Consider the following 23,102-nt stretch of genomic DNA (forward strand, 5'->3'; position numbering starts at 1 on the left):
CTCATTTAATACTTCAACAAAAAAACGCGATTCCCTCGAAAGGAAATCACGTTTTCTCAAAACATTATATATTATACCCAACCTCTGAAGCGACTAGCCTCAGCCATTTTACGAACACCAATCATGTATGCAGCTAAGCGCATGTTCACTTTACGAACTTGTGATGTTTCATAAATTGAATCGAATGATTTTACCATTACTTTTTCTAAACGTTGTTCTACTTCTTCTTCAGTCCAGTAGTAACCTTGGTTATTTTGTACCCACTCAAAGTAAGATACCGTAACGCCACCAGCACTTGCTAATACGTCTGGAACAAGTAAGATACCACGATCTGTTAAGATTTTTGTTGCTTCTAATGTAGTTGGACCATTTGCAGCTTCAACCACAATTTTCGCTTTAATCTTATCAGCATTTTCTTCTGTAATTTGGTTCTCAATTGCAGCAGGAACTAAAATGTCGCAATCAAGTTCTAACAGTTCTGTATTTGAAATTGTATTATTAAATAGTTTTGTTACAGTACCAAAGCTATCGCGACGATCTAGTAAGTAGTCAATATCTAATCCATTCGGATCATGTAATGCACCGTAAGCATCTGAAATTGCAATTACTTTCGCGCCTGCATCATGCATAAATTTAGCTAAGAAGCTACCCGCATTACCAAATCCTTGAACAACAACGCGTGCACCTTTAATATCAATGTCACGTTTTTTCGCAGCTTCACGAATACAAATTGTTACACCTTTTGCAGTCGCTGTTTCACGTCCGTGTGATCCACCTAATACAAGTGGTTTACCTGTAATAAATCCTGGTGAATTAAATTCATCGATACGGCTATACTCATCCATCATCCATGCCATAATTTGTGAGTTTGTAAATACATCTGGAGCCGGAATATCTTTTGTCGGACCAACAATTTGGCTAATTGCTCGTACATAACCGCGGCTTAATCTTTCTAATTCACGGAAAGACATCTCACGTGGGTCACAAATGATTCCACCTTTACCTCCACCATATGGTAAATCAACAATACCACATTTTAAACTCATCCAAATAGAAAGTGCTTTCACTTCATTTTCTGTTACGTTTGGATGGAAGCGAATTCCACCTTTCGTTGGACCAACAGCATCATTATGTTGTGCACGATATCCTGTAAATATTTTAACAGTCCCGTCATCCATACGAACTGGAATTTTCACTGTCATCATACGAATTGGTTCTTTCAATAATTCATATACTTCGTTTGGATAACCCAATTTTTCTAATGCTTCATTAATTACAATTTGTGTTGAATTTAACAATTCAAAATGTTGTTCCCCTTGTTGTTGTGTTTTCGTTTGAGTTCCCTTTTCGGCTACCATAGTAAGTAAACCCCCTGTAATTTCACTTGTTTAGTAAACCTTCATTGCCTAGTATACACCGTTAAATTTGGAATGCAATAGAAAACGCTAACAAATATATACAAACTATTTTGTATTGCAAGCGTTTTCACTATTATTATAGTCCTTTTATTGCTTTTAGAAAAGTAAAATACTTAAATATTTAAATATTTTTTATTTTCATCAAAATACATTCGATAAAACCATTATTTCATCAAGAAATACTGATTACATTTTAACATACAGATCGGCTAGTCTTGTTACCTACACTTCGTTTTATAGATTTTAGATTTTCAGCTGAATAAAAATAAAACCTCAAGCTACGTTACATTAGCTGAGGTTTTGTTTTTTCACAAAGTAATTGTATATTTGTTCAATCGCTTGAGAATCCATTAATTCTTTACCATATTCCATTACGCGGTAAATTGTTGCTGTTGACGGATTACCGTACTCCGCTAAAATAGCTATAAAATCCGCCTTCAATAATTGAAATTGCTCTTCTTCTTCTATCCAAAGATAAAAACGATCATCCCACGTATACAACTTCCCATCAGTTACACCAAGGTTATATAAGCGATTTGACAAATTGATTACATCATCTAATGTAGCAAACTCGTAAAGTATATGTTCACTTTCATCAAGAGTCACTTGCATTTCAATAAACTCGTCACGGAACTCATCTTCTGTGTCCACTTCGTAATTTTCTTTTGTTACAATTACAACCATACCTTGAGCTTGTAGAGAAAATACTTCAACAGCAATCGGTCCATCCGCTTCAAACCCTAATTCTGTATTTGCTTCTTGCATCATATCACGGAATAGTTGCTGTACTTTCGGTGCATTTCTCCACAAATCTTCTTTCGTTAATCCTCGTTCAGATAAATCATCAAATGTTAGGAAAATTTTAATCTTATTATAATTTAAACGTTCCAGTCTCATCTCATACCCTCCCTACGTAACCATTGCATCTAATTTTTATTATATGAAATAGAAAATAGATGGTTCTTTTCGAACGACTATTCCGGCATCTTTAACCATCCATCCCATTCTTCTTTCGTGTTACCAATTAGGATATTTTGAAGATTTAATTGATCTCCAATGCCTTTTCTTCCTATAAAACCACCAGAGATGTTTTCATTTTTTTCTTGCAACAAGTCAATAAATTCTACTGCCTCTTCAAGTTCTCGTTCATCATCAAAAGATATAAACAAATATTTAGGTTGTAATTGTTCAATAGCTAGTAAAATACCTTCTTCATCTAAACCTGTCCCCATATACATTGTTTGATATCCTTTTAGTCGTAAATACGTCGCGAAAATAAATCCTTTTAATATATTATTTTCTAAAACGAAAACTTTGTTAACGGAAGAATACACCGACGCATTATGATAGATCATTCCTAAACGTGTTTGTAAGAATGATACAACATATTTGAATTGCGACATTGTAATCTCATTATTACTTTTTAAAGTTAACAACTTGTTTGCCACTTGAAGAATGATGCTTGCAACAACCTTTTCCGTTGAATATATACTAAAAACCTCGTTTAATAATGCAGAAATTGTAATTTCATCAAATTCTAACAAAGCTTGTAGTATATCGTCCACTAAAACAACTTCTGTATCAGTAATTTTTTCTTTTTGAACGTTGTTCTGCAACCGATTCCCTTCTAATAACTGAACTGCTTGTCCAATCATCATCCCCTCAGAAACTTTGTTCATTAACCATTTCAAAATATGAATATGCTCTTCTGTATATAAACGATGCCCCGCACGATTTCTCTTTGGGGCAATAATATGATAGCGTCTTTCCCATGCGCGAAGTGTACTCGGTTGAATTCCGAGTATATTTGAGACAGCTTTTATATTATATTTTCCATTTGAATTCGGCATTATTTCCCTCCGCATAACGTAATGATATGTGTTTGGGAAGGTGCCCGAAAACGAAGAGGGAACAATGTTGTTCCATACCCATTACTAACAAAGAGAGTCGTATTAGAATGCTTATATACGCCACCCTTTAAATACTTTTCAGATGGAAACAACCGAATCTGGCCTCCATGTGTATGTCCACTTAATACGAGCGAAATTTGTTCATTACCAGACATTTTCTTTATTATATCTGGGTTGTGACTAATTAAAATGCGAAAACCTTCTTCTTTACAATCAGACAACGCTAAATCTAAACGATCTCGTTCTAATCCAACATCATCGATACCGAGTAAGCAAATTTTCTCTCCTAATTCAGATTCAAATACAACTCTTGTATTATCTAATACCTTCACATTATTTTCTATTAATAAAGCATCTAATTCGTGATATTCAATTTCATAGTCATTATTTCCCCATACAAAATATACAGGGGCTATTTCTCTTAACTTTTGAATATTTAAAGAGATTTGCGATAAAGGTACTCCTTTTTCAGCTAAATCACCGCCAATAATTACGATATCTGCTTTTCCTTTCACTCGTTCAATTAGCGAGCTAGAAATGATCCTTCTATGAATATCCGAAATAAAAAAAACTTTAACTTTTTGAAAACTTTCCGGAAATTCTTCGAATACTAAAGTATGTTCCAACACTGTATTACGCATCGCTTCTTTATACATTCCAAGAAGACATACAAAACCAATGCATATGAGAGTACATAATAATATAATCCATGACATATATTTTTTACTCTCCCTCCTCGTAAAGTATAGTCCTTAATTTTATGTGGAGCTATATATCACTCATTTAGCTAGCTCTCATACTTCGTGGACTTATCTTTTATAGGAATTTTCAATTCTTGTCCTACCTTCACTTCGTCTTCTTGTAAATCATTATACTTTTTTATTATTTCTATCCCATCTTCATCTGAGAAATATTGCTTCGCTATACTTTCTAAAGTTTCTCCATCTTTCACAACATGAGTTGCTACTTTCTCAGGCTGCTTCTTTGATTCAGTCTTAGCGGAATCAAAGAAAATTACTTCAAACGCACTTTTCTCAGCATTATTACTATCACTTTTTACCTGTATATACTTATCCGTATACCATAGGATACTAATAGGTAACAATATGAACAAAAATGTTAACACTCGGACGAAAATGTGATTCATTTTAAACTTTGGTTTGTTCTCTTTATTTCTATGAATTTCACTACGCGGCGGTAAACTTTCATCTTCTTCCACTTGCTCAACTTCTAACTCCTCTTCAAAATCAGGAATTCGTTTTCTCATGTTGTTCACCACCACCTTCCATTTATTTTCTTAATTGGAGCCCCATTATAAAATCAACAAGAAAGTGTGCAAAGATTGTTATAAACAAATTTCCTGTCCACTCGAATACATAACCAAAAACAAAACTAATAAAGCAGACGAAACAAAACAAAAAAGGCTTCGTTATATACCGAATATGTAACACAGCAAAAATTAAACTCGCTATTACAATTCCGAAATGAGTCTGCACTACACCTCTAAATAAAAACTCTTCCGCAAAGCCAATAATAAACGTGATAACGAGTAAATGCATGACAGAAATCCCTTGAAACATTCTATCGTTAATGCCACCATCATCAAACCAAGATTCTGGAAACACTCGCATTGCAACATAATCTAATAACACAATACAAATCGCTAACAAGCTACCTATTAAAAGTATAGAAACCGGTTCCCATTTCCATAAACTATAAACTTCTCTTTTATCTTGAAATAATATATATGCTAGTAAACAACCGATACCAATAATGATTAGTTGTGTTATGTAGAGATTCAGTCTTATTTCTCTCGGACTCATATCTTCAACATTATGCCTTTGAATGTTCATCATTCCTCCATCTTTCCTAGGCCGAAAAGCTTTTGTAACTCTGTTTCCCAATTATAGTCGAAAACTAACTGTTGCGCTCGTCTTTTTTTATAATCCGTTTTTGTAATACCACAGTAATCACAACAGTTTTCTATCTCTTTTTCTTTTCTATAACCGAATTGTTGTAATAAATATTCACGTCTACATCCTTGAACTTGTATCCATGACTTCATATTTTCTAACTCACTATATTTATTACGCATTCTCACTTCCACTTCCGCTATTAATCTGTACATTATTTCATCTGACAAGCTCTCTAGCATGAGATTTCGCTGTTGTATGATTCCAAGATGTTCGAGATGATAACGTGTAAAGCGCCAATACTGTTCATTAAATCTTGCTGCATTATAACAAATTTCTTCTACATCTTCTAATGGTAATACTTTCGTTTGAAACATTCTTTCTTGTAGTAACGAAAATAAAAATTGTATTTGCGATTTACTTGGTAATTCATCTTCAATGATTGAAATTGGCAAATCGTGATCCAATGGACTACATAATAAAATGGCTATACTCAATTCTCCATCTCTTCCGGCTCTTCCAATTTCTTGTAAATAGGAAGCTACATTTGTCGGATATTGAAAATGAATAATATATCTTGTATTCGCCTTATTTACCCCCATCCCAAAAGCACTTGTACATATTACAATTTGCAACTGGTCATTCATAAACTGTTGTTGAATTAACATACGCTCTTCATGTTCCATACCACCATGATAAAAAGCTACACCTGTAATTCCTTTTCCTCTTAAATACTCGGTTAAACGCTCTGTCCAGGCCCTACTTGAACAATAAACAATACCAGGGCCTTGCAAATACATTACATGCTCAAAAAGCGCCTCTTTTTTTTCTTCTATTGTTTCCACAAATTGCACTTCCATCGCAATATTTGGACGATCAATTGAGTACACATGCTCAGCAATATTTTTTAGATTTAAACTTTCCGCTATATCTCGCAGTACATCCTTTGTCGCAGTTGCTGTTAATGCTAGTACTGTCGGAGATCCGATACTCTCAATTACTTTATCTAATTTTTTATAATCTGGCCGAAAATCATAGCCCCATTGTGAAATACAATGCGCTTCATCTACGACAAATAATGAAATATGAATTTTTTTCAATTCTCTTATTAGAAGTTCCGACTGCAACATCTCTGGTGATACGAAAACAAATTTATAAAAAGATAGCTTTTTCATTGCTTCTCTTTTTTCAATTAACGTCCGAAAACTATTCAATGCAATAACTCGATTTTTCACGACATACTTTAATTGCGTAACTTGGTCTTCCATTAAAGATAATAATGGTGATACAACAAGCACCGTACCCTCTTGCAGAAGCCCCGGAAGTTGATAACACATTGACTTTCCCCTTCCAGTCGGAAGCATTGCTACAACATCTTTTCCTTCCAATAAGTCCGTAATAACTCCTTTTTGCCCCGGACGAAATTCAGAATATCCAAACCACTTATATAAATATTCCTCAAGCTTCATTTATACCCTCCATCCGTGCCAATACAAGACGTACTTCAAAATAAGAGATTTCCTCTCCAACCGCTTGCTTCAACACACGCAATTTACGTGTTTGTAATGCTTCAATTACTTTTGTTACTTTTTCCATTTTTTCTTTTTCCATAAACATTTCAATAGAAAATTCTTTTTCTCGTAAAGCAATTTCTACAAAATGGTCTTCTATCGTGGCAACCTTCAAATTCCGAATTGTTGCTATTTCTTCTAAAGAGCGTCCTTGTCTCCAAAGATTATATGTTTTTTTTGTTGATAAACTAAATAAATCAGCTTTCTCATTTGGATAAGATATAATTTCAGCTAATAATGGAAACTCATTTTCTTTATTGCGAACTTCTTGAATAAGGAAATGAATTGTACCCCAAAATAAAAAATACACTCGAAATATATCTTGTTTCGTAATTTCCGCTAATTGTTGTAAAGTACACCCAATACGTTTATACCCAGTTAACCGATATATTACGATTGTCGCCTCTACTGGATTATTTTTTTGTAAAAGAGTATGCATTTCCTTCCATAATCTTTTAGCCAATTCACTTCTCATATACGGTATTCCAGTGAGAAAACGTTTCACCCACATCATTATTTCTGTATCCTGTTGAATTGGAATAAATTTCGTATTCGCCTGTTGTAAATTCGAAATGGTTTGAACGATCAATGATAATCTCTTCCAAAATGTTTCACCTATTTCACCATAGTGTAAACCATTTAAATATGTCGGAAAGGCAAAGTCACCTTCCCATTTGTTTAATTGCACGTTACCAGCAGTCGTTAACACATATGTATTATCATGTATACCTTGAACTAAATCCGTTTGTAACAACTTTGCAACTTCTTGATCATAATCAGCTCTATTTAATGACTTATAAATCCCAAACAAAAAAGAAATTTGAAACATATTCCCATCTTGTAATGTTTGCGACGATCTCTTTCCTTTTAATAAATAATAAATCGAAGAAACGGTTCTTTCACCATTCAATTGTTTTAAACAATATAATAAAGTATATTGTAGCTGCATTACCGCTTCCACCTCTCAGTCTAACTTCATTCCTTTTTCAATACGATTGCACATTAACTGCTATTCATTTAACTTATCATATTCACACTACATGCTTGTATATATTCTATTGTATCAAACGAAATAACATTTAAGTATTTTGAAAATCTTATGAAATAATTCAAAAATAAGTTGACACTCTAATTGATAAGCATTATCATTATAATTTTATGTTGAAAAGTTTTTAAAACCGTTTTACAATAAGATTATAATTTTTTGGCGAACTTTTCACATACATATTATCAGGAGGGAAAAAATATGGCAAAATATACAATCGTTGACAAAGATACTTGTATTGCATGCGGTGCTTGTGGTGCTGCTGCACCAGACATTTATGACTATGATGATGAAGGCATTGCATTTGTAACATTAGACGATAACCAAGGTATCGTTGAAATTCCAGATGTATTAATTGAAGATATGATGGATGCATTCGAAGGTTGTCCAACTGACTCAATTAAAGTTGCTGACGAATCATTTGATGGCGACTCTTTAAAATTCGAATAGTCTTTTATTAACTTCAAAAAATCCCCCTCATACTTATGAGGGGGATTTTTTGCACTCTTTTTCATTCTCACTAACAAAAAAACCATTAGCAGTTACGCTGCCAATGGTTTAATATTTTTAAGCATTTTTCATTTTTGCAAATACCCATACTTTCAAGCGTGAAAATAGTGCTACAAATACAATTGTTACAACAATTCCTTTAATTACATTAAACGGTAATATCGCCGTTACAATAGTTTGTCGCATAATATCACTAGACATAGCTGGTGAATTTAAAAACCAAGTGTACGCTGGTAAAATAATAAAGTAGTTTAACACACTCATAATAACTGTCATAGTAATTGTACCTAGCATTAATCCTGTCGTTAAACTTTTTACTGTGCGATACTTTCGGAATAAGAATGCTGCTGGACCAATAAATAAACATCCCGCTATAAAGTTTGCTACTTCTCCTACTGGTACTCCCGTTAAACTTCCTTGAATTCCGTAATGCAAAATATTTTTTATCGCTTCTACAATTACACCTGCAATTGGACTAAAAATTATCGCCGCAATTAAAGCTGGCACATCACTAAAATCAATTTTTAAAAATGGCGGAAGCCCTGGGAATGGAAAATCCAACATCATTAGTAAATACGCAATACTACTTAGCATCGCTACACTCACCATCTGCACTACACTGTTTTTTTGTTTCATCTTTCTCTCTCCTTTTCCATCGATCTTCTCATGGAAAGTGGAAAGGTTCTGCTATGCCTATTTTTTCATAGAACGAAAAAACCCTTTGTGATTTACACAAAGGGAGAATTTTAAGGCACATCAAACAGACGTTCAAATACTTATCTTTTTTGAACGCTTGAACCTCCATCTTCTCCCATCCAGACTGTACTGTCGGCTTTGGAATCACACCAAATCCTGCCTTAACGGCTCGCGGGCTTAGAACGAAATTATTAAATGTTCATCACCGCCGGTCGGGATTTTCACCCTGCCCCGAAGATAGACCGATATTCTATTTTCCACTTCATTATACAACAACATGATCGTATTGTGAACAAAAAAAGTGTAACTTACTAAAAATAAGTTATTGATTTTATATAATTAAAGAAACAATCACTATATTTTACAATACAACCCATATTTTTTATAATTCGGTATTTCTCTTATGAATCCCCCTAGTCATATGTCGTCAAAAGTGATAAGATGTTGAATTGTTAAGATAAGAACATTTTCTGAGTTATGGAGGAAATGTCATGAAGAAAGATAAAAGACACTCTATTCGAGAAGCAATGAAAAAGAACTTAAGAAAAGAATACTTTTATTTGAAAAAAGAATTACTTTTCTACTGTCCAATTGATCTAGGCACATTCTCAAGAGAGACATACTACGCTACTTTTGACCAAGATGGCATAAGTATTTATCAGTATGATAAAAAAACAGAAAGTAAATTAAAATTGTGTGAGCGTCATCCATGGAAGAGTTGGAATAAGGTAAAAGTTGATCACTATTTAACAACTTCTCAATTTATTTTCCAAGGTGAGCGAAACTGGATTTTATCCCTTTTCCAAAAAGGAAAAGAAGCTCAAAAAATAATTGAAGAACATACATCTTTACAAACGGAAGTTGTTTCCCGTCCGTTTTCCAAGAAACTTCCTGGTTTCCGTTCTGATACTCCATTGAATAAATACATCGGTAGCATTTGTTACACTGCACTTATTGCATTTTTATTAAAATGGATGATTCCATTTCAAGCACCACAAATCGCCCTGTATTCTCTTTCAATTGGCTTTATGCTTCTTGGTTTACTTTGTCTTACAATTGGTCTAATCGAACCAACTATCGTACTATTTCGGACAAAAGAAAAAACAAGAACAAAAGTCTTTTACTTATATAGCTACTTAGCTATTACTGGATTTATATGTGTCTTTATTTTTTGGTAAAAGAAGCCGTCCCAAAAGATCTTTTGGGACGGTTTTTCGTTAGGAATAGGTTGCTCTTACTGTCGCATTTTATTGTTAGTCGACATTTCTTGTCGAAATGTCGATATAATAATAGCTATGTTCGATATAAATTTGCGTCGATATAATTTCATTTACTATCGCAATCTTAAATAAGAAAAAAATAAATTTATTCAAAAGTTATGCTTTTGAGACGTTGCCTTTACTTGACGTATAGTTGTTGGTTCGGATAGATTTGCTCTTGTCGCAATCCATTCCTCACTTTAATTTCCTCAACTGTCATACTAAATTTCCGGGCAATACCAACTAAAGTATCACCTTTTTGTACAATATATAGTGATGATGACACAACTTGATTTTTTTGTTCATTTAAAACAAGCAACGGATTCATCGCATTCCTTTTCTCCATCGTCCATCTCCCTTGATGCACTTCTAAATGTAAATGCGCTCCTCGCGATTCTCCTGTATTCCCTACCTCTCCAATTAGCTCTCCTTTTGAAATGTTATCACCTTGAACTACATATCTCTTATTTAAATGCGCATAAACAGCCTCATATTCTCCATGTTTAATAAACACAACATTTCCATAACTACTTGAAAAATAAGACTTTGTCACCTTACCATTTTGAATAGCTGCAACAGGCGTTCCAATAGGCGCAGCTATATCAATACCATAGTGTTTCCCATGTCTTGTCCCAAAATAATCACTTATCTGCCCATCAACAGGCCATATCCACTGATTCCCTTCAGCGTAAACATGTAATTGAGATAAAAATAATACACTCAATATCACCACGCCACATTTTAACGCTTTCATATACATCCTCCGTTTTCTAATAACCGTCATACCTTCTCTATTGTGGGATATTACAGAAAAAAGTATACAAAAAAAAGAAAGTGGATTACTCCACTTCCTTCTCTTCTTTATTACGAAAAACAAGTGCACTGCGGTTATACTCCACATCTTTCACTTGTAAACGCGCATTTATTACTCTAGCAAGCGCAAATAAATAATCAGATAACCTATTTATATACTTTAGAACAATTTCATTGGTTTCTCCTTCTTTTTGCAATGACACTATACAACGTTCTGCTCTTCTTATAACTGTACGTGCAATGTGTAGTGCAGCCGATATCTCGCTACCGCCTGGTAAAATAAAACGCTCTAAAGGCGGCGCTTCTTCTGTATACGAATCAATTCGTCTCTCTAAATACTCGACCATCTCTATCGTTACTTTATAAGGGATTTTCTTCTCTACTATTGCTAAATCCCCTCCACAATCAAATAGTTCATGTTGAATATTTTCAAGTTCGTTATAAATGTTACGAAAACATTCCTCTTGTAATTTAGACATGGCATATCCGATATGAGAATTCGCCTCATCAATTGTTCCATAAGCTTCTACACGTATATGATCTTTATCCACTCGGCCACCTATGACACTCGTTTCCCCTTTATCACCTGTTTTTGTATAAAGTTTCATTTCATTATGACACCTCTCTTTTTATTTTCTTTCTGATTATTAAAGAAAAAAAACTCTACCATTCTTTATTTAATTGCACTTACAAAAAAATAAAAAAACAGTAAAGCTTTTATTCATGATCAACTTTTTAAAAACATATATATCTAAATTATACGATTTGGTAAATATACAGAGAATGTAGTTCCTTCTCCAACGACACTTGATACAGAAATTTTCCCGTCATGACCTTGAACAATATTTTTAGCAATCGCAAGCCCGAGTCCTGTTCCAACTTTTTTCCCTCGCGTTCTTGCTTTATCAGCTTTATAGAATCGATCGAACAAGAACGGAATATCTTCTTCTGGAATACCAGCACCTGAATCTTGCACTTCGAAAGTAAGGCCACTATTTTTCGTATTAATTACAAGTGTAACATGTCCACCTGCATTTGTATGACGGATTGCATTATCAATTAAATTCGTCAGTACCTGTTCCATACGGTCTGCATCAAACGTATATTGTTCAATTGGACTTTGGAAATCCACTGTTAATTGGACTTCTTTATCCTTTGCAATCCCCTGGAATTTACGGCCAATTTTTTCGACAAATGGATGAATATCTACTTCACCTATATGTAACTCTACATGTCCACTTTCCATACGGGCTAAATCTAATAACTCATTTACAAGTTTACCTAAACGAACAGATTCATCATAAATAATTTGAACAAACTCATTAATTTCTTCTTTCGTTTGCACAATATCATCTAAAATTGCTTCACTATATCCTTGAAGCATTACCATCGGTGTACGAAGTTCATGTGATACATTCGCAATAAAGTCTTGACGCATTTTCTCAAGACGACGCTCCTCCGTCATATCTCGCAATACTGCTACAGCTCCACGAATTTTTGTTTGATTGTAAAGCGGTGTCATAAGAACTACGTAGTTACCTTTTTGCAAATTAATTTCAACAACTTGTTGTTGCTCACTTTCTACAACGAGATGGAATAGTTCAACAAGTTCAGAAGGCAGTTTTTTAATTAACTCTACTTCTTTTTCTTCTTGCCAAACTTGTAAGAAGTGTTCTGCCGGTGGGTTGATAACAACGACTTCACCTTCTTGATTTAACGTAACAACACCATCTGCCATACTACTCAAAATGCTAGCTAACTGCTCTTTTTCTTGCTGCAGGGCATTCATATTAAACTTCAACTGTTTCCCCATTTGATTTAAAGCAGTTGCAAGCTCACCAATTTCGTCCTGAGACACCATAGGGGCTTTCGTATCAAATTTCCCGCGCGCTACCTCAAATGCAACCTCACGCATTTTACGAAGCGGTGCCGTAATTCGAGTAGATAAGAAAAATGCAAAGAAAGTTGTTAAAATAATCGCAATCCCGGCTGATAAGAAAATAAAATCAGTCGTTCTCTCCATACCTTGTATTGGAACTTGCAATGATTCATATACAAACACTGCACTTTGATTTTTTGACTGTACTGGTTTCCCGACGATCATAATATCATTTTCAGTATTTTTATTCTTCCTACTATTAGAAGCTTTTCTAATATTATTCTTAATATCCTTTTTATCTGTAAAAACAGCTGCTAATTCTTTATCATTTTTCAAATCATCTATTGTAAGAGTAACTAATCCTTCTTGTTTCGGCGAAGAAGAAATTTCCTTACCGTCTTCTACAATGATAATCCTTGAAAGTGGATCAGAAAATTTGTAAGCAATATTCTCAATCGTTTTTACATCGGCACCTTCTTCAATTAATTCCGTGACACTTGTTGCAACTTTCTGAAGCCTAGCTTCACTCATATCAACATAATACGTTCTAAAAAACTGTGAAAGTAAAATAGCAACAAATCCAAGAACAAACGAAACGAGAAGTAATATGGTCATCCATAACTTCCCTACTACACTTCTCCAAAGCATCAGTCGTTCACAACCTCAAACTTGTAACCTACGCCCCAAACGGTAACAATCATTTTCGCTGCATCTGGTGATTGTTTACTTAACTTTTCACGTAAACGCTTTACATGCGTATCAACTGTACGTAAATCTCCGAAGAACTCATATTGCCATACTTCTTTTAACAATTGCTCACGGTCAAAAACTTTATCCGGGGATTTCGCTAAGAATAATAGTAATTCATATTCTTTCGGTGTTAAGTTTACTTCATTACCATCCGCTGTAACGCGGTGCGCATCATTATCAATTGTTAAATGAGGGAAAACAGTAACATCTTTCGTCGTTGTATCTTGTGTAAAGAATGTCGTTGGTACAGCGCGGCGTAATACTGCTTTCACACGAAGTACTACTTCACGCGGGCTAAACGGCTTTACAATATAATCATCAGTTCCAACTTCAAACCCTTGTACCCTATTTACTTCTTCACCTTTTGCTGTCAGCATAATAATTGGCGTCGCTTTCTTCTCACGAATCCCTTTACACACTTCGATACCATCTTTACCAGGCATCATAATATCCAGTAGGATTAAATCATAATCATTTTGTAACGCCATTTCTAAAGCTGTATCACCATTATCCGCTTCTTCAATTGTGTATTGCTCTCTTTCTAAATACATCTTTAATAAACGACGAATACGATCCTCATCGTCTACAATTAAAATTCTTGATTCATTTTCCATTTCTACCCGCTGCGTACTTTTACCACAACGGTTTACACCTACCCTTCTACAATATAATGTTGCACCTATCCTCGTTTAATTAAGCATTTTTTAACGTTCCACTTCCCATATTATGCTTCACAAGAATAATAAAGTTTGTTCATTTTTTTTCCAAAACTATGTATTTTTTTTGAACAGTATATTTGGTCCTCGACATCATTTTACAGAATCAACCGCTACTTTGTCATGTTTTTCTCAAAAAAGAAGAAAATTTGACAAAAATAAAATAGGAAAGTGACATACACTCTCCTATTTTATTTCTCTATGCATATGAATGTAAACCCGCGATAATTAAGTTTACTACAATAAAGTTAAACATAATGATTGCAAAACCAATCACTGCAAGCCAGGCGGATTTTTCTCCATGCCATCCTTTAGATAAACGTAAATGTAATACCGCAGCATAAAAGAGCCAAGTAATAAGCGCCCAAACTTCTTTTGGATCCCAACCCCAAAAGCGCGTCCAAGCGATTTGAGCCCAGATCATTGCAAAGATTAATGCTCCTAATGTAAACACCGGGAATCCTATCGCAATAGAACGATATCCGATTTCATCTAATAAATCACTATTCGTATTCTTTACTAACGGCTGAAGTGCCGCTGACACTCGCTTACGTAAAACAAGTCTTAATACAATATAAAGTAGCGTTCCGACTAACACTGACCAAATAACAGTATTTAATTTTTTCGCATTTACAATCGCTGGAACTTCAACTGTTGGCTCTAATTTATTTTCTGTCATTAACTTCCCTTCATGCGGTCCAACTAAAGCAGGGAGATTATACTTCATTTCAACTTGTTGTTCATTTTTATCAATCCATTGAAACTTCGCTTCGTATTTCATACTAGAAAATACCGTTGTTATTCCAATAAACCCAACTGTACAAACAAGTGTGAAAACTACTGTCTCTAACCAAAATGTACGCTTACTTCTTGTTGATTGATCTACATTTTTTAGTAAATACATTACGCCTGTAATAAAACTAATTGCTAATATTGCTTGTCCCGCTGCCGCTGTCGTTACATGAATATGTAGCCAATTACTCTTTAAAGATGGGATAAGCGGCGAAATTTCTCTCGGGAACATACTTGCATAAGCGATTAATAAAAGAGCTACCGGTAAAGCAAATAAACCAATAATACTTACACGATATACAAAGTACATAATAATAAAAGCTCCCACAAGCATCATGCCAAAAAATGTACCAAATTCAAAAAAGTTACTAACCGGTGCATGTCCTGATGCGATCCATCTTGTAACAAAATATACTATTTGTGCAATAAATCCTAAAATTGTTATAGTTATACCTATATTTGCCCACTTGTTACCTTTTTCTTTAATTGCTCCTCCAAAAAATAAAGTTGCAATTAAATATAAGATAAACGCCGCGAACAGAAAATTACTACTTATTTGTACCATATCGTTTCCCCACCTTAACTAATTTTTTTCATTCATTTTATCGTGTGGTTGTGGAATCGCTGTTCCTTCTAGTACTCTTTCAATATCTTTCTTTAAGCCGAACCAATTTTTATTCGTATGGCCTGCAACCCACCATTCATCATTAACACGTTGTATCCAAATACGGCGATGGTTCCAATACATACCTTGAATCACACCTACCATAAATATAAATCCTCCAATACCGAGAATCCAAAGCGTCAAATCTTTTCTTACCGTAAGAGCTGTTGCATTTTGCATTTCCACACCTGCAAATGACATTTTATATTTATTATTCCCGTCAGGCTCTATGTTTTGCTGAATACCGACGAAACTAACTTCACCATCTGGTGTTTCCGGGGTAAACATTTTAAAGACGAATGCAGGATTATTCGGTAATTTTGTTTTCGTATTCGGCCTTCCATTCTCATCAAAATAAAAATCAGGAAAATAGCTTAATAGTTCTAGAGAATACCCATTTCCTAAATCATATTTTTCTGTAGGATTCGCTAAATCTACTTTAATCGGTCCCAACTTTTGATTATTTTCTTTGTTTTGCAAATGGAAAGACATGCTTTTAAATTCACTTTCTTTGTAATCCACTTGATAAACAGCAAATTGATCAAATTTCAGTGGCTCATTCACTCGAATTTCAGCTTCTTTTACCTTTTCTAATTTTGGTTTTTGACCCGCTATATTTTCTCCTACCGCTTTATATAATACAGCATTTGTTTGGAAGTTTTTCGCAATCATTTTATCACCAACACGATCAATTGCTTCATCAAAAACTTCTTTATCCTTACTCTTATCATAAACTTCCTTGATAAACTTTTCGTTTTTCAAATAGTATTGACCATCTGTTCCTGGTATTTCTTTCGTTTCACCGTCACGTAACCAAAGTGCTTCATCTACATACATACTCGGTAAAAAACGTAGCATTGCACCGAATAGAAAGATAATAAGACCAATATGGTTTACATATGGACCCCAGCGTGAAAAACGTCCCTTTTCCGCTAAAACGTTCCCGTCTTCCACTTTCACCTTATAATTACGTTTCTTTAAATTAATTTGAACTCGTTCTAAGTCACCTTCATGCGGCGTACCAGTCCCGTGCACTCTCTGTCTTTTCAAAAAACTTGGGTGTCTTTTCACCCCTTGTTTTTTTAAAGCTTTATAAAGAGGAATGACACGGTCTAAACTACATATAACAAGTGAAATACCAATGGAAGCAATTAAAATCATGTACCACCATGATCCATATAAATTATTAAATCCTAATTGATAGTATAATTGTCCTAAAAATCCATACTCGGTCTTATAATATTCAGCTGGTTCGATTCCTGGAGTTATGTACATTTCTTGGGGAAAGATAGTTCCTATTGCCGATGAAGCTAAAGTTATTACGATTAACCATACACCTACTTTTACAGAAGAGAAAAAACTCCAAATTTTATCGACTATCGTTTTTGTATGTGTGAGAGATCTCCGAGCACTCCCCTCATATCTCATATCCAATAATTTTATATTTTCATTACTTTCAAATGGTTTCCCACATGCTTCACAAAAAATGGTTCCTATCGGATTAACATGTCCACATTCACACTTAATTTCTTTCAAAGCTCTCACCGCCCTTTTATCTATATGTACTATTGTATATTCTAGCTTAAAGTTACCGCAATACTCAGAATTTTTAAAGCGAAGGCGCTATACGTAAGCACCTCTTATGTAAAGGCTTTCTTAATTATGGAGTGATTTTCTTTAAGTATTCTTCCAATTGTTCCTTCGTTTGCTCACCTATAATTTGCTCTACTACTTTGCCTTCTTTATCAATTAAAAAGGTTGTTGGTAATGGTCCCACTCCATATGTACCTATGATCTTTTGCCCTTTATCAATTGCAACTGGGAATTTCAAATCATATTGTTTCACAAAGTTCTTCACTGCGATATCCGTTTCATCTGCATCTAAGGCAATAATTTCAACGCCTTTTTCTTTATATTTCGGATATAACTCATTCATATAAGGCATTTCTTTTTCACAAGGTTTACACCAAGTTCCCCAAAAATTTAAAAATACACCTTTTCCCTTTAAATCTTTTAATTCAATATTCTTTCCTTCTAAATCAGTTACAACAAAGTTAGGTGCTTCTTTTCCAATTTGCATTTTCTCTTTATCAGTAAAAAATCCTTGATATAGCGTAAACCCTACCGCACCGCTTAAAATGAGCAAAATGATAACACGAAATAATAAGCGATTTTTTTTCATATTGTCTCCCCTCTCTTCGACGAGTGATAAATATATGTATTTTTTAATAAATCACCAGCGGAGCATTCCACTGGTGAAAGTTTCACAATATAGATTAGCGAGGCTTTGTAGAAGCCAATGCACGTAATTGTTTCACCTCATGTGGTGTCAATTCTCTTGCATCGCCAGGACGCAAGCTACCCACTTCTAAAAAGGCATACCGTTCACGTTTTAATTTCATTACTTTACAATCTAACGCTTCAAACATGCGGCGTACTTGACGGTTACGTCCTTCATGAATCGTTAATTGTACAATTGCCATCTCTTTACGCTTGTCCCAAGAAATAATTTTCGCTTGTGCTGGTGCTGTTTTCCCATCTTCTAATGCAACACCTCGTTCTAACATACGAATTTTCTCACCTGTTAATGGCCCTTTAATTTTCGCAACATACGTTTTTTCAATTTTATATCTCGGATGCATTAATACATTTGCAAATTCACCATCATTTGTCATCAATAATACGCCAGACGTATCATAATCTAAGCGTCCGATTGGGAATAAACGTTGTCTAATTTCAGGGAAAAAGTCTGTTACAACATTTCTTCCTTTATCATCTGATACACTTGAAATTACACCAGTTGGTTTATATAGTAAAAAATAAACAGGTTCTTCTTTTTCAAGAGGGATGTTATTTACTTCCACTTTATCTTGAGGAGTTACTTTTGTTCCTAACTCCTTCACTATTTTCCCATTAACTTTCACTTTCCCTTGCTGAATTAATTCCTCAGCCTTTCTTCTCGATGCAATACCTGCTTGCGCAATCACTTTTTGTAATCGTTCCATTTCTTTTTTTCACCTCAAATTTATCTTACCTTACATTAGAAAGACTTGGCAACCGCCTAAGCTTTATGCCATTTACTTCGCCTATCTTTAACAACATAGCAATGATGATAAACGTCTAAAGGCATATCACGTTTTCACCCTTTATTATTGTCTACACTTTTTCATGTTGTCCACGATAAAAGTTCATCATTTTGTCAAAAACACCGCATAAAAAAACCACTATTAAACTACACGTTAATAGTGGTCGTATACGTATTATAAGCTAAATAGCGCAAAAAATGAATAGCATTACCGAAACAATAGGGAAACAAACACAATTGAACAAATAATTCCGATTAAATCTGCAAAAAGTCCTACCTTTAATGCATCTCCCATTTTTCTAATACCGACAGCCCCAAAGTATACTGTTAATATATAAAAAGTCGTATCTGTGCTACCTTGCATCGTTGAAGCTAACCTACCAATAAACGAGTCTGGCCCATATGTAGCGATTAAGTCGGTCGTAATACTTAAACCAGCAGATCCCGAAATCGGACGTATAAGTGCAAGTGGAACGATTTCGGCTGGTACATGAATAAAGTCTAACATCGGCTTCATTACCGATATCATCGCATCTAAAGCACCTGATGCCCGGAAAATAGAAATAGATACAAGCATTCCAACCATAAACGGCAAAATGGAAACCGCAATTTGAATCCCTTCTTTTCCGCCCTCAACGAACGATTCGTACGTTGGAACTTTCTTTATCGTGCCATACAAAAGGATAAAACCAATTACACAAGGAATTACCCATAATGAAATTGTATTTACAATACTCATTTTTTCCGCCCCTTTCTACTCCTTCTCCGGTAAAAATAGCGGTCAATCCAAATCGCTCCAATCATCGATAACACTTGTGCTATAAATGTTACGCCAACGATTTCAGTAGGGTTTGCTGATTCATAAGTCATTCGAATCGAAATGACAGTAGTCGGAATTAATGTAATCGCTGAAGTATTTAATGCTAGAAACGTCACCATAGAACGACTTGCTGAATCCTTTCCACCATTTAACTCTTTCAGTTGTTCCATTGCTTTAATACCTAAAGGTGTTGCTGCATTACCTAACCCAAAAAAGTTCGCCATCATATTTGATAAAATGAATCCCATTGACGGGTGATCCTTCGGTATTTCTGGAAATAATCTTTTTACTATCGGCATAAAAAGTGATACTAACTTCTTTAACAATCCAGCTTCCTCAGCAATTTTCATTAAACCGAGCCAAAATACTAAAACACTAATAAGTCCAATACAAATCGTTACAGCATCTTTTGACCCTTCAAACACTGCTTTGGTCACTTCTTCCATCGTTCCATTTATCATGGCATACACAATCCCTATAACTGCCATCGCTGCCCATACGAGATTAACCATCTATCCCAACACCTATCATGTAAGAGAATATTTCTTTTACGTTATTCCAATACATTCCCGTTGTAGCTACTAACTTTCGTTTACTGTAAAACAAATTTCGTTCTCCAACTTTCTCGTTCCCTACATAAATTTCTGTCTTCCCAATCTTTACTCCATCCGTAAGTTTTGCACTTTTATCGAGCTCAACTTTCAATAACACGCTCTTTCTTTCCTCTTCAGTTAAAGGTACAGAAAAACTATTTTTCGTATAAACATGATTGGCATATTTCTTTTCATTTATTTCAGCGAGTGCGCCTTGTCCTAAAACTTTCGCTTGCTTATAGCGTTCAAAGCCTTTATCAAACAAATTCATATGATCATCCCAGTCACTAGAAGCACTCAAAGTTACGACAATTAAATCTAGTCCATCTTTTGAAGCTGTTGTGACAAGCGTCCGTCCTGCTTTCTTCGTAAAACCTGTCTTTCCCCCTGTTGCAAATTCATAATAAGATGTCACAAGCTTATGTTTATTTTTCCACGGATAATCCCAAGAATCTGATTTATACGTTTTTGTTCCAAAAATTTTCTTAAAGGTCTCGTTCCCCATTGCATATTTCGTTAATAATGCCATGTCATAAGCCGACGAATAATGCGATCCATCCCCATCCAAGCCATGCGGGTTTGAGAAATGCGTATCTTTCATTCCGATTTCTTTCGCCTTTTCATTCATTAAATATACAAATCCTTCTATACTCCCTCCCACATTTTCAGCAATTACTTGTGCTGCATCATTACCAGATCTAAGCATTAATCCGTAAACTAAATCTTCTAACTTAACTTTTTGTCCAGGTTTTAAATAAATTGCCGATCCTTCTACTCGTACCGCTTCATTACTAACCGATACTAATTCTTTCATTTTTCCTGATTCAGCAGCTAACAATGCTGTCATAATTTTTGTTATACTAGCAATTTTTTGTGGCTCATGTTCTAATTTCCCATATAGCACACGACCGGATTGTTGTTCCATTAAGACTGCGTTACGAGCACTGACACCACCGTTCATTTTTGCATATGCAGGAATTGGCATAACGCTTGCGTACATTATAATTAGCGTAATTATTATACAAATTCGTCTCATATTTCCCCCCACGTCCTTTTGGCACTTTTTGTACAAGTGTATGCTTGGCCTTTTAAAATATGAACGAAATCTTCCTTCCACCTCCACTAAAAAAGACGCATGAGATATGCGTCTAATACGGTGTCCATTCAATTTGTTTCGCAGTTTCAAATCTTTTTTCTACATCAGGCCAATTTACAACATTCCACCAGTTTTTAATATATTCATCTTTTCGATTTTGGTATTGTAAATAATACGCATGTTCCCATACATCTAGTACAAGGAGCGGTATCGTATCCCATTGTGTAAACAATTGATGAAGTGTACTCTGCAAAATTTCTAACCTTCCGGACCGAGGCACCCATACAAGGATTGCCCATCCAGACCCCTCAACTTTCGAGGCCGCCTCTGTAAAATGTTTTTGGAAACGTAAGTAACTCCCAAAATCCTTCTCAATTTCTTGTGATAATGCCCCTCGTGGACCCCCGCCCCCATCTTTTTTCATATTATTCCAAAATATCGTGTGTAAGTAATGACCTGATCCATGAAAAGCCGCTTCTCTTTCCCAATGCTTAATTAAATCAAATTGATTTGTTTTTCTCGCTTCTTCCATCATCTTCTCTGCTTTATTTAATCCTTCCACGTAACTACGATGGTGTTTATCATGGTGTAACATCATAATTTCTCGTGAAATGTACGGTTCTAGCGCATTATATGGATAAGGTAATGGCGGAAGGGTATGCCCCCCAATCGGAACAGCTCGTTCGCTATCCCCTCTTTCACATAGTTCATATTCCTCTCCTTCTTGCATAAATACTTCCTGTAAATGGTGTTGAATATGTTCTACATCCTCACTTATTTCATACATAAACTCGGCATCTGTGTCGTATTCATGCTCTTTCATACGCTCTAATAACGTTTGAATTTTATAAGCAAGCATATGGACATCATACACTTCCATTGCACGGCTATCTAATACTTGAAGAACACTTTCACACCAGCTTTCTACTTCATGAAAGTAATCTGTAAATACACCTTGCTGACTCATGTCACACCTCCTTATTGCTATCCACTTAAATATATTCAATGAAAATCCCTTATATAACTGTACAAAAGGAAAAGAAGCTAAGTATCCTTAGCTTCTTTTCCTTAATTAATATTTGTGCAACATTTTTGTTTGGTAATCTGTCTCATAATATTCTAGTTCTTCACGCATCAATTGAAATTTCCCTTCTAAATCCTTCATCATTCGTTCTATAGACCCAGGGGGGGTTTGCTGAAAAACAATAGAATTTTTCCCTGTATAAGCAGAACGACTATTTTCATACCAATGATCATTCTTTGGCGAAAAAAACTCTGCAATTACTTGATGGTAAATCTTATATAAAACTGTTTCAGCTGCGGTCTTTCGAAATGGTTGGCTATTCAACAAAACAAAACATGCATCAAGTCCTTCTTCACAAAAAACAAGAAGTCTTCTTATTGATGCTAATATACCTTTATAATATTGCTCGTTTCCTGTTGGTGTCTCCTCCAATAAAGAAGGTAACGTATGATAATTTACATAATTAGTTATCAAGGAAATTACATCTTCTAAAAATATAGAAACTTGTTCTGTTTGATTTTCAACCATCAAATTAGACATGGCTTCTC

24 protein-coding genes and 1 riboswitch are annotated in these 23,102 nt (G+C 34.8%); of the genes, 2 read left to right on the forward strand and 22 right to left on the reverse strand.

The window, feature by feature from the left end:
• Positions 1-71 precede the first annotated feature (71 nt).
• The 8 genes from gudB to BG05_RS23680 form a co-directional block, all read right to left on the reverse strand.
• Positions 72-1,358: an NAD-specific glutamate dehydrogenase gene (gene gudB, locus BG05_RS23645; RefSeq protein WP_000225168.1), complete on the reverse strand. Its 1,287-nt coding sequence runs from the start codon at positions 1,356-1,358 to the stop codon at positions 72-74.
• Positions 1,359-1,706: 348 nt separating this feature from the next.
• On the reverse strand, positions 1,707-2,315 hold the full coding sequence (locus BG05_RS23650) for a genetic competence negative regulator (protein ID WP_002126401.1): 609 nt from the start codon (positions 2,313-2,315) through the stop codon (positions 1,707-1,709).
• Between the two features lie 77 nt (positions 2,316-2,392).
• Complete coding sequence (locus BG05_RS23655) at positions 2,393-3,268, reverse strand: MerR family transcriptional regulator (RefSeq protein ID WP_002126400.1); 876 nt, start codon at positions 3,266-3,268, stop codon at positions 2,393-2,395.
• Positions 3,268-4,044: a metallophosphoesterase gene (locus BG05_RS23660; protein WP_002126398.1), complete on the reverse strand. Its 777-nt coding sequence runs from the start codon at positions 4,042-4,044 to the stop codon at positions 3,268-3,270. The genes BG05_RS23655 and BG05_RS23660 overlap by 1 nt, the downstream gene beginning before the upstream one ends.
• A 71-nt stretch (positions 4,045-4,115) precedes the next feature.
• Entirely contained in the window at positions 4,116-4,595 is a 480-nt protein-coding gene (locus tag BG05_RS23665) for a LysM peptidoglycan-binding domain-containing protein (RefSeq protein WP_002126396.1), read from the reverse strand.
• Between the two features lie 22 nt (positions 4,596-4,617).
• On the reverse strand, positions 4,618-5,181 hold the full coding sequence (locus BG05_RS23670) for a CPBP family intramembrane glutamic endopeptidase (protein WP_002064506.1): 564 nt from the start codon (positions 5,179-5,181) through the stop codon (positions 4,618-4,620).
• Positions 5,181-6,710 carry a RecQ family ATP-dependent DNA helicase gene (locus BG05_RS23675; RefSeq protein WP_033733847.1) on the reverse strand — a complete coding sequence of 510 codons (1,530 nt, stop codon included), beginning with the start codon at positions 6,708-6,710 and terminating at the stop codon, positions 5,181-5,183. The genes BG05_RS23670 and BG05_RS23675 overlap by 1 nt, the downstream gene beginning before the upstream one ends.
• Positions 6,700-7,761 carry a YpbB family protein gene (locus tag BG05_RS23680; RefSeq protein ID WP_002086645.1) on the reverse strand — a complete coding sequence of 354 codons (1,062 nt, stop codon included), beginning with the start codon at positions 7,759-7,761 and terminating at the stop codon, positions 6,700-6,702. The genes BG05_RS23675 and BG05_RS23680 overlap by 11 nt, the downstream gene beginning before the upstream one ends.
• Positions 7,762-8,058: 297 nt before the next feature.
• Between BG05_RS23680 and BG05_RS23685 the strand changes: the two genes are divergently transcribed.
• Positions 8,059-8,307 (forward strand): ferredoxin, encoded by a 249-nt coding sequence (locus tag BG05_RS23685; protein ID WP_001151994.1) that lies wholly within the window; start codon positions 8,059-8,061, stop codon positions 8,305-8,307.
• A 117-nt stretch (positions 8,308-8,424) separates the two neighbouring features.
• Here BG05_RS23685 and BG05_RS23690 read toward each other — a convergent pair whose 3' ends face one another.
• Positions 8,425-9,003: an ECF transporter S component gene (locus BG05_RS23690; protein WP_002011769.1), complete on the reverse strand. Its 579-nt coding sequence runs from the start codon at positions 9,001-9,003 to the stop codon at positions 8,425-8,427.
• Positions 9,004-9,166: 163 nt separating this feature from the next.
• Positions 9,167-9,306, reverse strand: a riboswitch (FMN riboswitch).
• A 248-nt stretch (positions 9,307-9,554) separates the two neighbouring features.
• On the opposite strand from BG05_RS23690, the gene BG05_RS23695 reads away from it, so the two are divergent.
• The gene (locus tag BG05_RS23695; protein ID WP_002011767.1) at positions 9,555-10,241 is read left to right on the forward strand and encodes a hypothetical protein; all 687 of its coding nucleotides are present in this window, start codon (positions 9,555-9,557) and stop codon (positions 10,239-10,241) included.
• A 220-nt stretch (positions 10,242-10,461) separates the two neighbouring features.
• Here the strand turns inward: BG05_RS23695 and BG05_RS23700 are convergent, their stop codons facing one another.
• The 13 genes from BG05_RS23700 to BG05_RS23760 all read right to left on the reverse strand — a co-directional run bounded on the left by BG05_RS23700 (position 10,462) and on the right by BG05_RS23760 (position 23,094).
• Positions 10,462-11,076, reverse strand: a complete 615-nt coding sequence (locus BG05_RS23700) for a peptidoglycan DD-metalloendopeptidase family protein (RefSeq protein ID WP_002141020.1) — start codon at positions 11,074-11,076, stop codon at positions 10,462-10,464.
• Positions 11,077-11,161: 85 nt separating this feature from the next.
• Complete coding sequence (locus tag BG05_RS23705; protein ID WP_002086651.1) at positions 11,162-11,743, reverse strand: cob(I)yrinic acid a,c-diamide adenosyltransferase; 582 nt, start codon at positions 11,741-11,743, stop codon at positions 11,162-11,164.
• A 143-nt stretch (positions 11,744-11,886) separates the two neighbouring features.
• Positions 11,887-13,662, reverse strand: coding sequence for a sensor histidine kinase ResE (resE, locus tag BG05_RS23710; protein ID WP_003188118.1), 1,776 nt, complete (start codon positions 13,660-13,662; stop codon positions 11,887-11,889).
• On the reverse strand, positions 13,662-14,378 hold the full coding sequence (resD, locus tag BG05_RS23715) for a DNA-binding response regulator ResD (RefSeq protein ID WP_002011758.1): 717 nt from the start codon (positions 14,376-14,378) through the stop codon (positions 13,662-13,664). The genes resE and resD overlap by 1 nt, the downstream gene beginning before the upstream one ends.
• Positions 14,379-14,679: 301 nt before the next feature.
• Positions 14,680-15,837, reverse strand: coding sequence for a cytochrome c biogenesis protein ResC (gene resC, locus BG05_RS23720; protein ID WP_002030737.1), 1,158 nt, complete (start codon positions 15,835-15,837; stop codon positions 14,680-14,682).
• An 18-nt stretch (positions 15,838-15,855) separates the two neighbouring features.
• On the reverse strand, positions 15,856-17,472 hold the full coding sequence (gene resB / locus BG05_RS23725; protein ID WP_002186305.1) for a cytochrome c biogenesis protein ResB: 1,617 nt from the start codon (positions 17,470-17,472) through the stop codon (positions 15,856-15,858).
• 124 nt (positions 17,473-17,596) lie between these two features.
• On the reverse strand, positions 17,597-18,118 hold the full coding sequence (gene resA, locus BG05_RS23730) for a thiol-disulfide oxidoreductase ResA (protein WP_002064495.1): 522 nt from the start codon (positions 18,116-18,118) through the stop codon (positions 17,597-17,599).
• A gap of 94 nt (positions 18,119-18,212) precedes the next feature.
• Positions 18,213-18,941, reverse strand: coding sequence for a 23S rRNA pseudouridine(2605) synthase RluB (gene rluB, locus BG05_RS23735; RefSeq protein ID WP_002186306.1), 729 nt, complete (start codon positions 18,939-18,941; stop codon positions 18,213-18,215).
• A gap of 288 nt (positions 18,942-19,229) precedes the next feature.
• Entirely contained in the window at positions 19,230-19,760 is a 531-nt protein-coding gene (gene spmB / locus BG05_RS23740; protein WP_002086660.1) for a spore maturation protein SpmB, read from the reverse strand.
• A complete protein-coding gene (gene spmA, locus BG05_RS23745) occupies positions 19,757-20,353 on the reverse strand; it encodes a spore maturation protein SpmA (protein WP_002086662.1) in 597 nt (198 codons plus the stop codon). Before spmA ends, spmB begins: the two co-directional genes overlap by 4 nt.
• Positions 20,346-21,470, reverse strand: a complete 1,125-nt coding sequence (locus BG05_RS23750) for a D-alanyl-D-alanine carboxypeptidase family protein (protein WP_002086664.1) — start codon at positions 21,468-21,470, stop codon at positions 20,346-20,348. Before BG05_RS23750 ends, spmA begins: the two co-directional genes overlap by 8 nt.
• Positions 21,471-21,582: 112 nt before the next feature.
• The gene (locus tag BG05_RS23755) at positions 21,583-22,497 is read right to left on the reverse strand and encodes a superoxide dismutase (protein WP_002126378.1); all 915 of its coding nucleotides are present in this window, start codon (positions 22,495-22,497) and stop codon (positions 21,583-21,585) included.
• A 105-nt stretch (positions 22,498-22,602) separates the two neighbouring features.
• On the reverse strand, positions 22,603-23,094 hold the full coding sequence (locus BG05_RS23760; protein WP_002126375.1) for a YpuI family protein: 492 nt from the start codon (positions 23,092-23,094) through the stop codon (positions 22,603-22,605).
• Positions 23,095-23,102: the final 8 nt, after the last annotated feature.

It is taken from the genome of Bacillus mycoides, assembly GCF_000832605.1.
In the GTDB taxonomy this organism is placed as follows: Bacteria; Bacillota; Bacilli; order Bacillales; family Bacillaceae_G; genus Bacillus_A; species Bacillus_A mycoides.

Excerpts from the sequence above, each read along its gene's own strand:
- gudB (WP_000225168.1), bottom strand. The coding sequence starts at position 1,358 with ATGGTAGCCGAAAAGGGAACTCAAACGAAAACACAACAACAAGGGGAA.
- BG05_RS23650 (WP_002126401.1), bottom strand. The coding sequence starts at position 2,315 with ATGAGACTGGAACGTTTAAATTATAATAAGATTAAAATTTTCCTAACA.
- BG05_RS23655 (WP_002126400.1), bottom strand. The coding sequence starts at position 3,268 with ATGCCGAATTCAAATGGAAAATATAATATAAAAGCTGTCTCAAATATA.
- BG05_RS23660 (WP_002126398.1), bottom strand. The coding sequence starts at position 4,044 with ATGTCATGGATTATATTATTATGTACTCTCATATGCATTGGTTTTGTA.
- BG05_RS23665 (WP_002126396.1), bottom strand. The coding sequence starts at position 4,595 with ATGAGAAAACGAATTCCTGATTTTGAAGAGGAGTTAGAAGTTGAGCAA.
- BG05_RS23670 (WP_002064506.1), bottom strand. The coding sequence starts at position 5,181 with ATGAACATTCAAAGGCATAATGTTGAAGATATGAGTCCGAGAGAAATA.
- BG05_RS23675 (WP_033733847.1), bottom strand. The coding sequence starts at position 6,710 with ATGAAGCTTGAGGAATATTTATATAAGTGGTTTGGATATTCTGAATTT.
- BG05_RS23680 (WP_002086645.1), bottom strand. The coding sequence starts at position 7,761 with ATGCAGCTACAATATACTTTATTATATTGTTTAAAACAATTGAATGGT.
- BG05_RS23685 (WP_001151994.1), top strand. The coding sequence starts at position 8,059 with ATGGCAAAATATACAATCGTTGACAAAGATACTTGTATTGCATGCGGT.
- BG05_RS23690 (WP_002011769.1), bottom strand. The coding sequence starts at position 9,003 with ATGAAACAAAAAAACAGTGTAGTGCAGATGGTGAGTGTAGCGATGCTA.
- BG05_RS23695 (WP_002011767.1), top strand. The coding sequence starts at position 9,555 with ATGAAGAAAGATAAAAGACACTCTATTCGAGAAGCAATGAAAAAGAAC.
- BG05_RS23700 (WP_002141020.1), bottom strand. The coding sequence starts at position 11,076 with ATGAAAGCGTTAAAATGTGGCGTGGTGATATTGAGTGTATTATTTTTA.
- BG05_RS23705 (WP_002086651.1), bottom strand. The coding sequence starts at position 11,743 with ATGAAACTTTATACAAAAACAGGTGATAAAGGGGAAACGAGTGTCATA.
- resE (WP_003188118.1), bottom strand. The coding sequence starts at position 13,662 with ATGCTTTGGAGAAGTGTAGTAGGGAAGTTATGGATGACCATATTACTT.
- resD (WP_002011758.1), bottom strand. The coding sequence starts at position 14,378 with ATGGAAAATGAATCAAGAATTTTAATTGTAGACGATGAGGATCGTATT.
- resC (WP_002030737.1), bottom strand. The coding sequence starts at position 15,837 with ATGGTACAAATAAGTAGTAATTTTCTGTTCGCGGCGTTTATCTTATAT.
- resA (WP_002064495.1), bottom strand. The coding sequence starts at position 18,118 with ATGAAAAAAAATCGCTTATTATTTCGTGTTATCATTTTGCTCATTTTA.
- rluB (WP_002186306.1), bottom strand. The coding sequence starts at position 18,941 with ATGGAACGATTACAAAAAGTGATTGCGCAAGCAGGTATTGCATCGAGA.
- spmB (WP_002086660.1), bottom strand. The coding sequence starts at position 19,760 with ATGAGTATTGTAAATACAATTTCATTATGGGTAATTCCTTGTGTAATT.
- spmA (WP_002086662.1), bottom strand. The coding sequence starts at position 20,353 with ATGGTTAATCTCGTATGGGCAGCGATGGCAGTTATAGGGATTGTGTAT.
- BG05_RS23750 (WP_002086664.1), bottom strand. The coding sequence starts at position 21,470 with ATGAGACGAATTTGTATAATAATTACGCTAATTATAATGTACGCAAGC.
- BG05_RS23755 (WP_002126378.1), bottom strand. The coding sequence starts at position 22,497 with ATGAGTCAGCAAGGTGTATTTACAGATTACTTTCATGAAGTAGAAAGC.
- BG05_RS23760 (WP_002126375.1), bottom strand. The coding sequence starts at position 23,094 with ATGTCTAATTTGATGGTTGAAAATCAAACAGAACAAGTTTCTATATTT.